Annotated in this window: 9 protein-coding genes; 6 read left to right on the forward strand and 3 right to left on the reverse strand. The window is 56.4% G+C overall.

Annotation, left to right across the window (positions count from 1 at the left end; genetic code table 11):
• The first annotated feature begins 15 nt into the window (after positions 1-15).
• On the forward strand, positions 16-963 hold the full coding sequence (locus tag EQG79_RS11420; RefSeq protein ID WP_129601526.1) for a 1-aminocyclopropane-1-carboxylate deaminase/D-cysteine desulfhydrase: 948 nt from the start codon (positions 16-18) through the stop codon (positions 961-963).
• A gap of 25 nt (positions 964-988) precedes the next feature.
• On the opposite strand, the gene EQG79_RS11425 is transcribed toward EQG79_RS11420, so the two are convergent.
• Complete coding sequence (locus tag EQG79_RS11425; protein WP_129601527.1) at positions 989-3,076, reverse strand: PAS domain-containing sensor histidine kinase; 2,088 nt, start codon at positions 3,074-3,076, stop codon at positions 989-991.
• Between the two features lie 344 nt (positions 3,077-3,420).
• Between EQG79_RS11425 and EQG79_RS11430 the strand changes: the two genes are divergently transcribed.
• On the forward strand, positions 3,421-4,833 hold the full coding sequence (locus EQG79_RS11430; protein WP_240699334.1) for a BNR-4 repeat-containing protein: 1,413 nt from the start codon (positions 3,421-3,423) through the stop codon (positions 4,831-4,833).
• 462 nt (positions 4,834-5,295) lie between these two features.
• Here the strand turns inward: EQG79_RS11430 and EQG79_RS11435 are convergent, their stop codons facing one another.
• Positions 5,296-6,252, reverse strand: a complete 957-nt coding sequence (locus EQG79_RS11435) for an L-threonylcarbamoyladenylate synthase (protein WP_129601529.1) — start codon at positions 6,250-6,252, stop codon at positions 5,296-5,298.
• 92 nt (positions 6,253-6,344) lie between these two features.
• Positions 6,345-6,812: an FKBP-type peptidyl-prolyl cis-trans isomerase gene (locus EQG79_RS11440; RefSeq protein ID WP_077923392.1), complete on the reverse strand. Its 468-nt coding sequence runs from the start codon at positions 6,810-6,812 to the stop codon at positions 6,345-6,347.
• Between the two features lie 500 nt (positions 6,813-7,312).
• Here EQG79_RS11440 and EQG79_RS31470 point away from each other — a divergent pair, with 500 nt between their 5' ends.
• The 4 genes from EQG79_RS31470 to EQG79_RS11455 all read left to right on the forward strand — a co-directional run bounded on the left by EQG79_RS31470 (position 7,313) and on the right by EQG79_RS11455 (position 14,269).
• Positions 7,313-7,438, forward strand: coding sequence for a hypothetical protein (locus EQG79_RS31470; RefSeq protein WP_255376586.1), 126 nt, complete (start codon positions 7,313-7,315; stop codon positions 7,436-7,438).
• Positions 7,439-7,577: 139 nt separating this feature from the next.
• Positions 7,578-9,986 (forward strand): gliding motility-associated C-terminal domain-containing protein, encoded by a 2,409-nt coding sequence (locus tag EQG79_RS11445; protein WP_240699335.1) that lies wholly within the window; start codon positions 7,578-7,580, stop codon positions 9,984-9,986.
• 225 nt (positions 9,987-10,211) lie between these two features.
• Complete coding sequence (locus EQG79_RS11450) at positions 10,212-10,817, forward strand: fasciclin domain-containing protein (protein ID WP_077923391.1); 606 nt, start codon at positions 10,212-10,214, stop codon at positions 10,815-10,817.
• 398 nt (positions 10,818-11,215) lie between these two features.
• Complete coding sequence (locus EQG79_RS11455; RefSeq protein WP_129601530.1) at positions 11,216-14,269, forward strand: SusC/RagA family TonB-linked outer membrane protein; 3,054 nt, start codon at positions 11,216-11,218, stop codon at positions 14,267-14,269.
• The last annotated feature ends 15 nt before the right edge of the window (positions 14,270-14,284 follow it).

Raw genomic sequence — 14,284 nt, forward strand, 5'->3', positions numbered from 1 at the left:
CACGAAGATACGACGATGAGCGATATTTTGGCGCAACTGGCCACGTTTGCAGCCGACTCACCCCTGCAACGGCTCGCCCATCCATGGGCCGGCAGCGGGTTGGATGAGCCGGTTAACACGATTCAAATGTACCTGAAACGGGATGATCTGCTGCACCCCCAGGTATCGGGTAATAAGTGGCGAAAGCTGAAATACAACCTGCTGGCGGCTCGCGAGCAGGGCCACGATACGCTGCTTACATTTGGCGGAGCCTATTCCAATCACCTCTACGCGACGGCCGCGGCCGGGCGGGCGTTTGGGTTTCGGACCGTCGGTATCGTTCGGGGCGACGAACTGGCCAGCCAGCCGCGTAATCCGACGCTTTCTTTCTGCGAGTCGTGCGGTATGCAGCTGCATTTCGTCAGCCGGGCCGCGTATCGGGATAAGGACAAGCCGGCTTGGCAGGCAGAACTGATCAGTCAGTTTGGGAGCTGCTATATACTGCCCGAGGGGGGCTCCAATGAACTGGCACAACAGGGAGTGACTGAGATTATACCGGAAATTCAGGCACAGTTGGGCCGTGATCCTGACTTTGTAGTGTGTCCAGTGGGTACGGGTAGTACCTGGGCCGGGTTGGTGGCTGCCGCACCCCTCCAGACTCGCGTGCTCGGAATCGGGGTGCTGATGGGGGCGGCTCGGCTGCCGACGGTCCAGGCTGCGGTCAAGGCGCGACCGGCCGCTGCTGACGCGGTACTCGACTATGCGCTCGGAGGCTACGCTAAAACGACACCGCTATTGCTCGACTTCATCCAGGCGTTTGAAAGCAGCACGGGGGTGCCGATCGAACCCGTATACACTGCAAAAATGCTGTACGCGCTATCTGACCTGGTTAAAAGTGGGTATTTCCCGGATGATGCCACTGTTGTGGCTTTACATACCGGCGGGTTGCAGGGCCGCAATGATCGAATCATGAAAGGGCGATGAACAAGGTTAGCCAGCTTTTTTAGGCTCAGGCGGGCAGATAGATACAAAACCGCGCTCCCTGGCCGGGTTGGCTGACGGCCTGGATGGCGCCCCCGTGGTTATCTACGACTTTCTGAACGATAGCAAGCCCAATGCCGGTACCGCCGTACTGACTTCGGCCGTGTAGCCGCTGGAACATCTGAAAAATACGATCGGCGTATTTCTCATCGAATCCGATGCCGTTGTCGGTAACCGTGATGAGGTAGAAGCGACTGGCGGTGCTGATGGGATGGAGTTCTTCGGGCAGGTCGGCCGAAGAAACGGTTTCACAACTGATCCTGATATGCGGGGCCACGCCGGGCTGACGGAACTTGATAGCGTTTGTAATCAGGTTCTGAAACAGCTGGCGCAACTGCGGACCGTCGCCTTCGATGGTCGGCAGTGGCCCGGCGTCGATAGTGGCGCCTGACTCCTGTATCGACAACTCCAGATCGTTGAGTACGCCGTTGATAATATGTGAGATGGACACAGACCGAAAGGCGCCGGGCTGGTTCCGGATGCGGGAAAAAGCCAGCAGGTCTTTGATCAGCATCGACATCCGGTCGGCTGCCGACTGCATACGCTCCAGAAAGTCGACCCCATCGCCCAGTTGGCTGGCGTAGTTGGTTTTCAGCAGATCGCCGAACGACTGAATCTTGCGGAGTGGCTCCTGCAGGTCGTGGGATGAGACGTAGGCAAAGCGTTCCAGGTTTTCGTTTGAGCGTTGCAGGTCGAGGTTGGCAATCTGCAAGGCCCGAGTCCGTTGAGCTACCTGCTGTTCCAGATCGGTAGCAAACGATTTCTGATCGTGTATGTCCGTGCAGGTACCAAACCAGCGCAGAATCGGGCCGGGCTGTCCATCGGGTCCAGCGTCGCGCATGGGCAGGGCCCGGGCCAGGAGCCAGCGATAGGCACCATCGTGCCGACGCATCCGATACTCGATTTCGTAGGGGGCGCCCGTTTCCAAACTGTGCTGCCAGATGGCCTGCGTGCGGGCTATATCGTCGGGGTGCAGCACCGTTGACCAGCCTTCGCCCATCGACTGGTCGGGGGTTAGGCCGGTAAAGGCGTACCACTGCCGGTTGTAAAAATCGTGGGTTCCGTCCGGCTGGGTAGCCCAGACCATCTGGGGCATAAAATCCGTTACGAAGGTAAACTGCCGGATACTGTCGACCAGTTCTTCGTTGGTTGCAATCAGTTGCTGCTGAATCGTTACCTCGTGGGTAATATCCTGCAGGGTGCCGTTGAGCCGGTATGGGGTTTGGTCGGGGTTGAAATAGGCTTTTCCCTTGGCCCGAACGATCCGTTCGATCCCGGTCTGGGGGTTGGTAATGGTGTAGACCGCATCATACAGGCCGCCCGACGCATACTGCATGGCTTCCCAGATGGCATCCGTCACCCGCTGGCGATCCCGGTCAATAATGACATCGAGAGCGGTTTGTAATGGTATTTCGGCATGTGGGGGTAGACCGAACCATTCTTTCAACCGGTCGTTGCCCACAAAGCGGTTGGTGATGGGGTTCAGGTCAAAGGTCCCCAGCTCGGCTGCGTCGATAGCGAAACGAAGCTGCTCTTCGCTTTCTTCGGCTTTGCGGAGTACCGTAATCGCCTGGGTCGTTTCGGTGCAAACGACCAGCACGCCCCCTACCTGACCCGATTCGTCCCGGACAGGGCTGTAGCTAAACGTCCAGTACACGTTCTCCAGCCTGCCGTTGCGGAAAATCGGGATGAGCTGATCTTCGCTCCAGGTGGCTTCTCCGCCAGCCAGTACCTGATCGATGAGGGGTTTTATGATGGGCCAGGTTTCGGGCCAGCACTCCTCAGCGCGCTGGCCCAGCGCCGTAGGATGTTTGCCGTCATTGCCCAGGCTGGGCCGGTACGCATCGTTATAGAACTGAATCAGGGATGGCCCCCAGAACAGAAACATGGGAAACCGGGAGGCTAGCAGGATACTAACCGTTGTGCGCAGGCTCTGCGGCCACTCGTCGGGAGATCCTATTTCGGTTTTCGACCAATCAAAAGAACGGGTCAACGTACCCATTTCGCCCCCACCGGCCAGAAAGGGGTACGAATCAAGAGCATCACTAGTATTCATACATTACGTTGAGCAAATCACGACAGACATGATCTGATACCACCCGAATTATCTTGTTGAAGAGAGGAAAAAAAAGAGATAGCGCCCCAAATATACGCCCTGTCGGGTTTGTCAGAAATGGCTCACCGCGATGTACTATACTCTTTATCGACAGGATTTGTTTGTAACACGGTATTGTGAGGCAACGGCCTGGGGTGTACGTCCCGTAAAACGCAGCCGGTACTGAGTAAATTGACCAGTCTGTAGACTTAGCAATTTAGATGGTCTGGGGTCGTTTCCGGATGTAATAAGTACTACGTATGCGCTGGTTGGTTGTTTGGGTAATGGTGGGGGTCATAAACAGAATGGATGCCCAGCCGGTTGGTCAGAAAGCTGACGGTTACCGGGGCATCTGGTACTTTATCGGGAAAACCGGCAACGCCTATGCACATAAATACAGTGGCGGGCTGGGCACCTATCCGGCCAATCATTATCCGTTCTCGGTTTATGCGCCGGCCGTACAGAAAACGTTCTTCTGCTACGGCGGGGTTACCGATTCGACTTCGACCGAGTTAGGGCACTTTGTTGGCGTCTACGATCATCGGACCAAACTGGTGTCGAAACCAACGTGGCTGCTCAACAAACAAACCGACGACGCCCACGACAATCCGATCATTCAACTGGATGACAACGGATACATCTGGATTTTTTCGACCTCACACGGTACCGAACGGCCATCCTATATTCACCGGAGCCGGAAACCGTACGACATTGCGGCTTTTGAGCGGATACCCGCCACCCGGCAGAACGAAGTCGGGCAGCGGGTACCGTTTGACAATTTCTCGTACGTACAAAGCTATTACCAGCCGGGGCATGGCTTCCTGAACCTGATGACCCACTACGACCGGGGCGTCCTCCGTTACGGAGCCAGCAAGCCGCGCCGGACGATGAGCTTTATTACCAGTCCCGACGGCATCAGCTGGTCAGCCTGGCAGGACATCGGCCAGATTCAGGAGGGGCATTACCAGACCAGTGGTCAGCGTGGCGGTACCATTGGTACATCGTTCAATTTTCATCCGGATACCGAAAAGGGAAGCGGGCTCGATTACCGGACCAACCTGTACTACGTTGAAACCACCGACTTCGGCAAAAGCTGGCATACGGCCGGGCAGGAACCCGTATCGCTGCCCCTCACCGAGCCCAAAAACAAGGCGCTGGTCAACGATTACCAGCAGGCGGGCCTGAACGTGTACATCAGTGATCTCAACTTCGACGCCGATGGTCATCCGGTTATCCTGTACATAACCAGCAAAGGACCCGAACCCGGTCCTGGGCAGGGCCCTCACCAATGGCACGTTGCCCACTGGACTGGCGCCGACTGGGTGATTCATGACGTAGCGCAGTCGGACCACAATTACGATATGGGTTCGTTGTACATAAACGGGAACAACTGGCAGATTATAGGCCCTGTTGAGCCGGGGCCGCAGTCGTATGGTACGGGCGGGAGTCTGGTCCGGCTCGAGAGCCGCGACGCGGGGAAAACCTGGCGCCCAAGTCGTCAGTTAACGCCCGGCAGTACCCGTAACCATGCCTATCCGCGTCGGCCGGTTGCGTATCAGCCCGGCTTCGTGGCGTTCTGGGCAGATGGCAATGCCCGCCAGCAATCCGCTTCCTATCTGTATTTCTGCGATGAAACGGGGCAGGTATTCCAGTTGCCTCCTACGATGAAAACCGATCAGGAAAAGCCAGTTCCTGTTTTCGGCAGACCCAACAAGTAGGCCCCGAAGAGGTTGGCTACAGCGTTTATTCGTCAGGTTTCGGCTTCGACCAGGGCTGTTTGCCTAGAATAAACTTGACGGAATCGGCGCGGAGAATGTGGCCAATGCCTGTTTTGAACGGCATATCCTTTATTATCGATAATCAGGCTGTCTGTGCGTATGGCCCAGGTAAAGGGCATATCTCTGGAGAGCATACCCATCTGAATCTGATTGGTTCCCTAGCTGCCCGTATAGTCAGGTTGTTCAGCGAATACACCGAGTAAGTAATACCACCATCAGCGGGGACTAACGGCAGACAACTGGACAATCGACACCGCTGTTGGTACGACAAAAAATGGCCCATATGGTGGTAAAATTCCGAGCCCGCAAGCGGGCTACGGTCCACCGCGACAGCTATTGGTACGTTGATCGAACAGGCAGCCAGGATTTACATATTGTTTAAAACGCCGAAGGGAGGCAGGTTTATTCCCGAACGCTGGCCCGTCGTAACCGGTCGTTCATGGCGAAGCCCAGCCCCTGGTTCGGCAGTGGTTCCGCGTACAGCATATCGACGGGTAAGCTGTCGAGGGCGCGGAGGTGGGCAAACAGGTTTTTGGCCGCTTCGTTCAGGTTACCGCCGGGCGATAAGACCCGCTGCCGGTCGGCCGGTATACCCCCAAAAGGTTCTCGAAAAACCAGTGCACCCACCCGGTCGGCAGGGGGCGGAGACTGGCCGGGCGGCAGTAAGATAAGTGGTTTGCGGGGCGCGTAGTGGCTGCTGAGCATGCCCGGTGCGGCCGGGTTCGAGGTCGAGTGGGTACGGACTGATACGGGACCGATGATGGCTTCGATCTGATCCAGAGCCAGACCACCGAGCCGGTAAACGGTAGGCCCCTGTTCATCGAATCCGACGATGGTCGACTCAAGCCCAACCTGGGCGGGGCCACCGTCGAGAATATACGGAATCTGCTCGCCCAGCTGATCGGCAACGTGATGGGCGGTTGTGGGGCTGATGTAGCCGAACGGATTGGCACTCGGAGCCGCCAGCGGAAACGGGAGCGCGCGTAAAAGGGCCAGCGTGAGCGGATGATGGGGAATGCGGACGGCTACCGATGGCAGGCCCGACGTAACCAGATCGGGAATGACAGACCGGCGCGGCAGGAGTAACGTCAGCGGACCGGGCCAGAATGCCTGGGCCAGTTGCCGGGCGGGGGCGGGAATGGTACTGACAAACTGAGAAACTTTCTCGAGCGAATCAGTATGGACGATGAGGGGGTCGAACGCCGGTCGGTTTTTAACCCGGAAAATGGTCAGCACCGCATCGGCGTCCAGGGCGTTGCCCGCCAGACCATACACGGTTTCGGTCGGAATGCCGACTACCTGTCCCGCCTGAAGAAAAGCCGCTACCCGACCAATGTCTGTACCAATTTCTGCCGTCATAATCGACAAAGATACAAGAAGAGCGGCTCCTGATGGTAACAGCTGGCCCGCTGACCTGTACGGTTGACTGGAGGTCAGCGGGCTGGGGGAGATTAGTGAACGCCACCGGGGCCATGAACGTGGCCGTGGGCCAGCTCGTCGGGGGTAGCGTTGCGAACCTCAACGACTTCAACATCGAAGTGCAGGTTCTGATCGGCGAGGGGGTGGTTCGCATCGACCGTAACCGTTTCCGGACCAACGCTGGTGATCGTAATGACCTGGCCATCGTTGGCTTCAAACTGCATTCCGACTTCCACTTCCTGGCCACCAAAAGCCCGGCGTGGTACTTCTTCAATAAGCTGCGGGTCGCGCAGACCGTACCCTTTTTCGGGGGGCACATCCAGGCTGAGTTTATCGCCCTTCACGCGGCCTTCCAGCCCTTCTTCCATACCCGGTATCAGGTTGTTTTCGCCGTGTAGATAATACAGGGGGGCCCGGCCTTCGCTCGAATCGAGTACATTCCCGGCATCGTCGCGCAGGGTATAATGGATGGCCGCTACCTTGTGTTTTGTAATGTTCATGACTGTCTTCTGTATGCGCTGGTTGGTCTTGTATTCACAACTACTGAACGAATAAATTGGCTTTTTTTGCCTTCTTTTTTTTGGCAGATCTGCTGGGCGGTGTTGCCCCGCAGGCAGGAAATTGCCTGCCAGATCGGGCCAGATCGTTCAGCTTAGCGGTGTAAATGAACGCAATTCTCCTTTAAATTAACCCATTATCATAGAAAAAGACAGCGTCTGGCCGGGTCGAAAAGTCGATTGGTTGATCATCCGGACCGTTCAGACCGGCTGTATGACCTGCCCGGCCGACCGATCAGTGAACCGGCTTTTTGCCGAACAGACAAGCCGCCAGACACCGGGCCGACCTGATCGGATTCGGGCTCGGCAACGACCTGCAGAGGCTGGTTGGGACCGACGCAAAGAATAACCCGACTCCGCTGACTAGAACAACACTATGGTTCGTTTAGAAAGCGTTTGGCATCTGCTTTGTTGACCAGCCACGGAACAGTATCTTTGTCTATATGAATGAAAAATTCAGAATGTGGCTCAAACGGGTCGGCTGGGCAGGGTTTCTGTTTTTCCTGATCAAAGGATTACTCTGGCTGATCATTCCGTATCTGATTGCGAAAGGTATTTTGTCGAAATAACAGGCCGTTCTGCCGACGTTGACCACTAATGCCGAACTGATTCCCAAGCCTTTGTTGAGTACTTGGTATACAGCATCAGTCGGTCGGGTTCGACTTCTGGTAGAGAGGTGGCTTAACAAGCTCTTTTGTCCGGTTGCTTATGCGACAACTTTCCGTGTGGAGTGCCCTTCGTTTGCCGATGGGTTTTTTATGGCTGATTTCATTTTTTCTGCTGCCCAAAGCGGCTGAAGCATCCCACATCATTGGGGGCGACGTCAGTATGCAGCAGCAGGGGGGAGAGCCCGGGCTGTTTCGGCTACAGCTCAATCAGTACTGGGATGAGAAGCAGACCGGCAAGGATACGCGCGATGCGTCGGTCCGCCTGCTGATCTATCGGAAAAACAATCCGGTATTTGTCGAAGCCATTACGCTTAAGCTTCAGGAAACGCTGCCGCTCGAATTTGCCAATTCTGCCTGCGCGGAATTTCGGGAACTCGAGTTTACCGAAGCGCGCTATTACGACGTCGTTCAGTTTGACCCCCAGAAGTATACCGACCCCGGCGGGTATTACATTGTCTGGGAGCGCTGCTGCCGCAACGACGACCTGACTAACACCAATTCGGCCATTGCTGCCGGTGTAGGAATGGTATTTTACCTCGAGTTTCCACCCATGGTTCGCGGAGGGCGCCCGTTTGTTAACTCATCACCGGACTTCAAATTACCCAACGGGGATTACATCTGCCTGAATAAACCGTTTACGTACGACGTCAGCGCGACCGATGCGGATGGCGATCTGCTGCTGTACACCATAGTACAGCCTTTTAACGGGTACACCACCCGTTCGGTACCGTTTAGTGTGTCCGATGCCCCCCGGGCCAGCTACCCACCTATCACCTGGAATCGGGGGTATAGTCTGGCCAACGTCATACCGGGTAATCCTCCGCTGAATATCAACACCACGACCGGGATCGTTAACGTGCGGGCCAATCGGGAAGGGCTTTTTCTGTTCACCGTGCAGTGCGAAGAGTATCGGAACGGGCAACGCATTGGCGTGGTCCGGCGCGATATACAGCTGCCCGTTGTCGACTGTTCTAAAAATACACCCACGCCCGCCATCATTTCGGTCAACAATAGGCCCGTGAGCGGAGACCTGGTCTGGTGTGGCAGTCAGCCCCTGGTGTTCAGGGTCGACAAAAATGAAAACTACCGCTACCAGTGGCAACGCGATGGGGTGAATATTACGGGTGCCAACGCCGATACCCTCGACGTCAAAATCGTTGGGAAATATACGGTGGTGACCAGTCAGGCAAAGATCTGCGCTAACGATACCGTGTCAAAACAGGTGACTGTCTCGTTCGTTACGCCCCCAACCGTAAAGCTACGGCTGGAGGGAACGAAACCGTTTTGCTCAGGCGATACGATTGTGCTCCAGGCGGAGGGACAGCCCGGCTATCAGTACCAATGGCGTCGGAACGGGACCGTGCTGGCGGCTCAGGAAACGGCCTCTCTACGGGTAACCCAGTCGGGGCGTTACGAAGTGCTGGCCCGACCGGGTGCGGCCGTTTGTGAAGGGCTTGATTCGCTTAGCCTGACGTTTTTCCCCCGTCCCGAAGCGCGCATCAGCGCGGCCAGACCTGACCTATGCCCCGGCGACTCGGTGCTGCTGACCGCCACGAATCAACCCGGTAGCCGGTTCGACTGGCGACGGGATGGCACCCCGTTTGGCGATACAATCAACCGCGTGCAAACCCGACTGGGTGGAACGTTTCGGGTGAAAGTAACCAACCCGAGTGGGTGCTCGGCCGAATCGGCCCTGCTGACCATCCGGCAGAACGAACAACCTACGGCCCTGCTGGACTCGATCCCCCCTCTGTGCGGCTCGCCCGAATCGGTCGTTACCCTGAATGGGCAGCCGGTCGGAGGGGTGTACAGCGGCCCGGGGGTGAATGGCAACCGGTTCGATCCAACCCAGGCAGGCACCGGGCGTCACCCGATTACGTACCGGGTCACCTCCGCCCAGGGCTGCCGGGCCGAGCAGACTCGTATAGCCGTCGTGTCGCCTGGCCCCAGAGTAACGGGCCCTCCCTCGTACATACTGTTCAAAGGAAACAGCGTACAGATAAAAACCCAGGCTACCGAAGAAATCGGGCAGTATATATGGAGCCCGCCCGTGTCGCTCAGCCGTCCCGACGTGCCCAACCCAATAGCGAGTCCACTCGTGACAACACCGTACCAGCTCACTGCGATCAGTACCGTAGGCTGTCCCACCAGTTTTTCCATTGTGGTTGAAGTCGTGGAGCCCATGTATATTCCGTCAGCCTTCTCGCCCAACGGCGACGGCCTGAACGATGTGTGGGTAATTCCGAACGCCGGTCAGTTTCCCAACTGCGACGTTGCGGTCTATAACCGCTGGGGCGAGGTGGTTTTTCAGTCGAAAGGATACACCATACCCTGGGATGGCACGTCCCGGCAGGAGCGGGTCAGCCCAGGGGTCTATACGTATCGAATCAACACCGGCGAGGGCCCTTATTCGACCACCTATCGGGGGCAACTGACGGTCATCTACTGACAATCGGCTGTCCCACTCGCTCATTTTTTGACTTTCAGGCAATTTTTAGTGATCGGTATACCGTTTACTCAACAATCGGGAGCTTTTTCCTGAACTGTACTGCCATTCGGTACGATTTTCAGAACCATCGGGGCCGGTTCAGGGTAAACGCTCTTTGTAGTCGGAGTGCGTAGCTCCGGGTCTGCCGCGGCAGACTGGTTGTTTCAACGTTTAACATAACCCAAGATGACTAAGAAAACGTATTTAGGATGGGCACTGGCCCTGTCACTGTTTGTAGGATCGACAGCGCTGGTGTCGGCCCAAACCCAGAATGCCGTCGGTCGGGCTGATTCCTCGGGCACCATGACCACAACATCCACTACGTCTGAAGGTACCATGAAAGCGGGGGGCGCAACCGGCCGTGATCTGACCATCAGCGCGGCCAAATCAGCCGATCATACCGTTCTGTTCCGGGCTCTGCGCGTATCGGGGCTGACGGAGCAGGCTAGCGGCAAAGGTCCCTATACCGTATTTGCGCCTACTAACGAAGCGTTCAGCAAACTGCCGGAGGGATCGCTGGACGCCCTGCTGAAACCGGCAGGCAAGCAAAAACTGGTGAAGCTGCTGGCCTATCATGTCGTTAAAGGTAAATTTTCGGCAGAACAGCTGCAGGACGGCCAGAAACTGAAAACAGTAACGGGAGGCACCCTGACGGTTAGCAAGCAGGGCGATGCGATCACGATTACCGACGGCCAGGGCAGCGTAGCCACTATCAACCAGGCCGATATTGAAGCGACCAATGGCATGATTCATTCGGTCGATACCGTGCTGATGCCCGCCGGCGCGAAATAGTCAACTGACCAGGCTTTACAGGCCTGCAACCCCTTGCTGTACTCAACGGCAAGGGGTTTTTTATTGGCTCTGGTATAATCGGCTAGGTGACCGATGGCGCTGACGTAAGTATAATTACGCAGGCAGTTTCTCTTTTACGCAGGCGTTGTGTCCGTCAATGGCCCAATAACATACGCATAATATAAAATTATGGTTATTTAGGGAGATTTTTTAACTATTACTGCTTGGGGTTCGTCCGGATATGTAAGAGTTGTATTTACCGGAGCGATAATTGATTCGCCGGAAAAGGGGTCAGGGGGCGCTGCTCAGGGTTTATTATTATTCCTTTAAATACACAATTACTCAATTCTCTAACGGGCCGTAAGCAGAACTTTGCATCACCAATTAATCAATCAACTATGACTTATTTCTATCATCCCAATTCACTCGTTTCGTTGTCAACCCGGTGGCGATTGCTGTTCGTTCTCTTGGCGGGCTGTAGTCTGATCGGTTCAGCGCAGGCTCAGCAACTGGCCCGGCTGTCGGGTGAGCGTTCGGGCCAGTCGGCCCCTGCCGAGATAACCGTAAGCGGACGGGTTACTGACGCATCTACCAACGAGTCGCTGGCTGGTTGTACGGTTTTGGTAAAGGGCACGCAGAAAGGAACCACCACCGATGCCAACGGCGCCTTTCGGATTGTGGTGCCCAACGAAGAGGCTGTGCTGGTCATCGGCTTCATTGGTTTCGTGTCGCAGGAAGAACGGGTCGGCAACCGCACAACCATAAACGTGGCGCTTAAGCCGTCGGCTTCCGAGCTGGCACAGGTCGTTGTTATCGGCTATGGTACAACGACCAAAAAAGACGCTACCGGCGCGCTGAAGACGGTGAAAAGCACCGAATTTAACCGCGGCATCATCAACTCGCCCGAGCAGTTGCTACAGGGCAAAGTGGCCGGCGTCAACGTGACCTCGGTCAGTGGCGAACCGGGCGCGCGGCAAAGCATCACCGTTCGCGGCCCCGGCGGAGTGCGGACCGGTAGCACCCCCCTGTTCGTGCTGGACGGTATTCCGCTCGATAACTCCAGCACCGGAGGGGCCACCAACCCACTCAGCTTTCTGAATCCGCAGGATATTGAATCCATCGATGTGCTGAAAGACGCATCGGCAACGGCCATCTACGGAGCGCGGGGCGCTAACGGCGTTATTCTGATCACGACCAAGAAAGGCAAAGCCGGGGCTACGAACCTAACCGTTTCGGCCAATGTGGGCGTATCGAACATGGCCCGGCCCATACCGCTTTTTACCGCCGACGAGTTTCGGCAGCAGGTGACGGCCATAGGGGGCGTTGTTGACGACCAGAAAGCATCTACCGACTGGCTGAAGGAAATCAGCCGGACGGCCATCACCCAGGATTACAATCTGTCGTTCGGCGGAGGAGCCGATCGGCTGACCTATTACGGTTCGTTCAGTATGCAGAACCAGGAGGGAGTGCTCAAAAACAGCAAACTCAACCGGTTTACCGGGCGGTTCAACGCCACCCAGAAATTCCTGGACGACCGGCTGGTGCTGGACGTGAACCTGACGGCGTCGCGCCTGTTCAACGAGCGGCCCCCGATCGAGGGTGTACTGGGCGCGGCCCTCTCGGCCAATCCTACGTTCCCGGCCTATGACGCCACGGGGGCACCAGCCCGCTACCAGGCCTTTACCAATCCGCTGGTTTCGCTCGATCTGCAAAAGGATATCACCACGACCAACCGGGTGGTGGCTTCGATATCACCTTCCTACAAAATCACCAAAGACCTCGTCTATAAACTCAATCTGGGTGTCGATAATGCCTCCTCGACGCGTGACCAGCAGTCGCTGGCCAGTCTGGTTCCTCAGCAGGACGGACGGCTCGAAAGTATTTACACGACCAACCAGAACGTCTTGATCGAGAACTACTTCACCTATACGCTGGCCAGGGGGCAGCATAGCATGTCGGCTTTGCTGGGGCACTCGTTCCAGAAATTTACGCTGGGTGGCCGCAACTGGAGCGTCAACAAGTTTCCGATCGGCCCCATCGAACCCATTAACAACCCCGGACTGGGCCAGGATCTGACGCTGGCCAATAACCGGCCGGGTGGTTTTGCGGTAGAGAATGAGCTGCAGTCGTTTTTTGGCCGGTTAAATTACCAGTTCCGCGATCGCTACCTGCTGACGGCTACTGTACGGGCCGACGGGTCGAGCAAGTTCGGCGCCAACAACAAGTACGGTGTGTTCCCGTCGTTCTCGGCCGGATGGCGGTTGTCGGAAGAGGAATTCCTGAAAAACGGACCCTTCTCCGACCTGAAACTGCGGGCGGGCTGGGGCCGGACCGGTAACCAGGAAATCCCCTCGAAGATTACCCAGGCCCTGTTTACCTCGAGCGTATCGAATACGACCAGCTATCCCCTCGATAACTCGACGACCTACCCGGCCGGTACGACCTACACCCGACTGGCTAACCCAGATATTCAGTGGGAAGTATCGACCCAAACGGACCTGGGTCTGGATTTCGGCCTGCTGAAAGGTGCCCTGACGGGTTCTGTCGATTATTTCCGGAAGGTTTCCGGCAAAATCCTGCTCGAAGTCATCCCGGCTGACCCCATTCAGCCGGCGGCTACCTACTGGACCAACGTGCCCGATATGACCATTACCAACCAGGGTGTGGAACTGGATCTGAATTATCGGTACGTGAGCCAGGGCGGCTTCCGGTTCGATCTGGGTGGAAATATTACGTTCATAAAGAACCGGGTCGAGGGTTCGCCCTACTCGGTCATCACGTCGGGGTCGGCAACCGGCCCGGGCCTGACGTCCGCTACCGTCAACGGCTACGTGAATGGGCAGCCCATCGGTACGTTCTTCCTTCGGGAGTACATCGGTATCGATGATAAGGGCCTGAGCAAGTACACCGACCGCGATGGCGACGGCCAGGGCGGCACCGACAAAGACCGGATTGCAGCGGGCAGCGCTTTGCCTACGCGTCAGTATAACATCAACACCAGCATGGCGTATAAGGGCTTTGACCTGACCGCCAACTTCAACGGAGTCGCCGGCAATAAAGTATATGACAACACCGCCAACGCCCTATTCTACAAAGCCCGTCTGGTGAAAGGCCTGAACGGACCCGCCGAAGCCATTGGCGAACCCAACGAGTCGATCAACAACGCGGCACCGGTGTCGACCCGATTCCTGAAAGACGGTTCTTTTTTCCGGTTGAACAACCTGACCCTGGGGTATAACCTCGATCCGAGTCGAATCGGCATGAAGCGCTGGTTTGCTAACGCCCGGCTATCCGTTACGGGGCAAAACCTGTTCGTGATTACCAAATACAATGGCTTCGATCCGGAGGTAAATACCGATCGTACCGTGAACGGCATTTCGTCATACGGGATCGATTACCTCAGCTATCCGAAAGCGCGCTCGTTCGTTTTTGGTCTGAACTTAACCTTTTAGTCAATGGTCAACGTC

Source organism: Spirosoma sordidisoli (genome assembly GCF_004138325.1).
Lineage (GTDB): Bacteria > Bacteroidota > Bacteroidia > Cytophagales > Spirosomataceae > Spirosoma > Spirosoma sordidisoli.

Bases quoted from the DNA above. Each gene is read 5' to 3' on its own strand.
- EQG79_RS11450 (WP_077923391.1), top strand. From the start codon at position 10,212: ATGACTAAGAAAACGTATTTAGGATGGGCACTGGCCCTGTCACTGTTT.
- EQG79_RS11435 (WP_129601529.1), bottom strand. From the start codon at position 6,252: ATGACGGCAGAAATTGGTACAGACATTGGTCGGGTAGCGGCTTTTCTT.
- EQG79_RS31470 (WP_255376586.1), top strand. From the start codon at position 7,313: ATGAATGAAAAATTCAGAATGTGGCTCAAACGGGTCGGCTGGGCAGGG.
- EQG79_RS11420 (WP_129601526.1), top strand. From the start codon at position 16: ATGAGCGATATTTTGGCGCAACTGGCCACGTTTGCAGCCGACTCACCC.
- EQG79_RS11425 (WP_129601527.1), bottom strand. From the start codon at position 3,076: ATGAATACTAGTGATGCTCTTGATTCGTACCCCTTTCTGGCCGGTGGG.
- EQG79_RS11440 (WP_077923392.1), bottom strand. From the start codon at position 6,812: ATGAACATTACAAAACACAAGGTAGCGGCCATCCATTATACCCTGCGC.
- EQG79_RS11445 (WP_240699335.1), top strand. From the start codon at position 7,578: ATGCGACAACTTTCCGTGTGGAGTGCCCTTCGTTTGCCGATGGGTTTT.
- EQG79_RS11430 (WP_240699334.1), top strand. From the start codon at position 3,421: ATGGATGCCCAGCCGGTTGGTCAGAAAGCTGACGGTTACCGGGGCATC.
- EQG79_RS11455 (WP_129601530.1), top strand. From the start codon at position 11,216: ATGACTTATTTCTATCATCCCAATTCACTCGTTTCGTTGTCAACCCGG.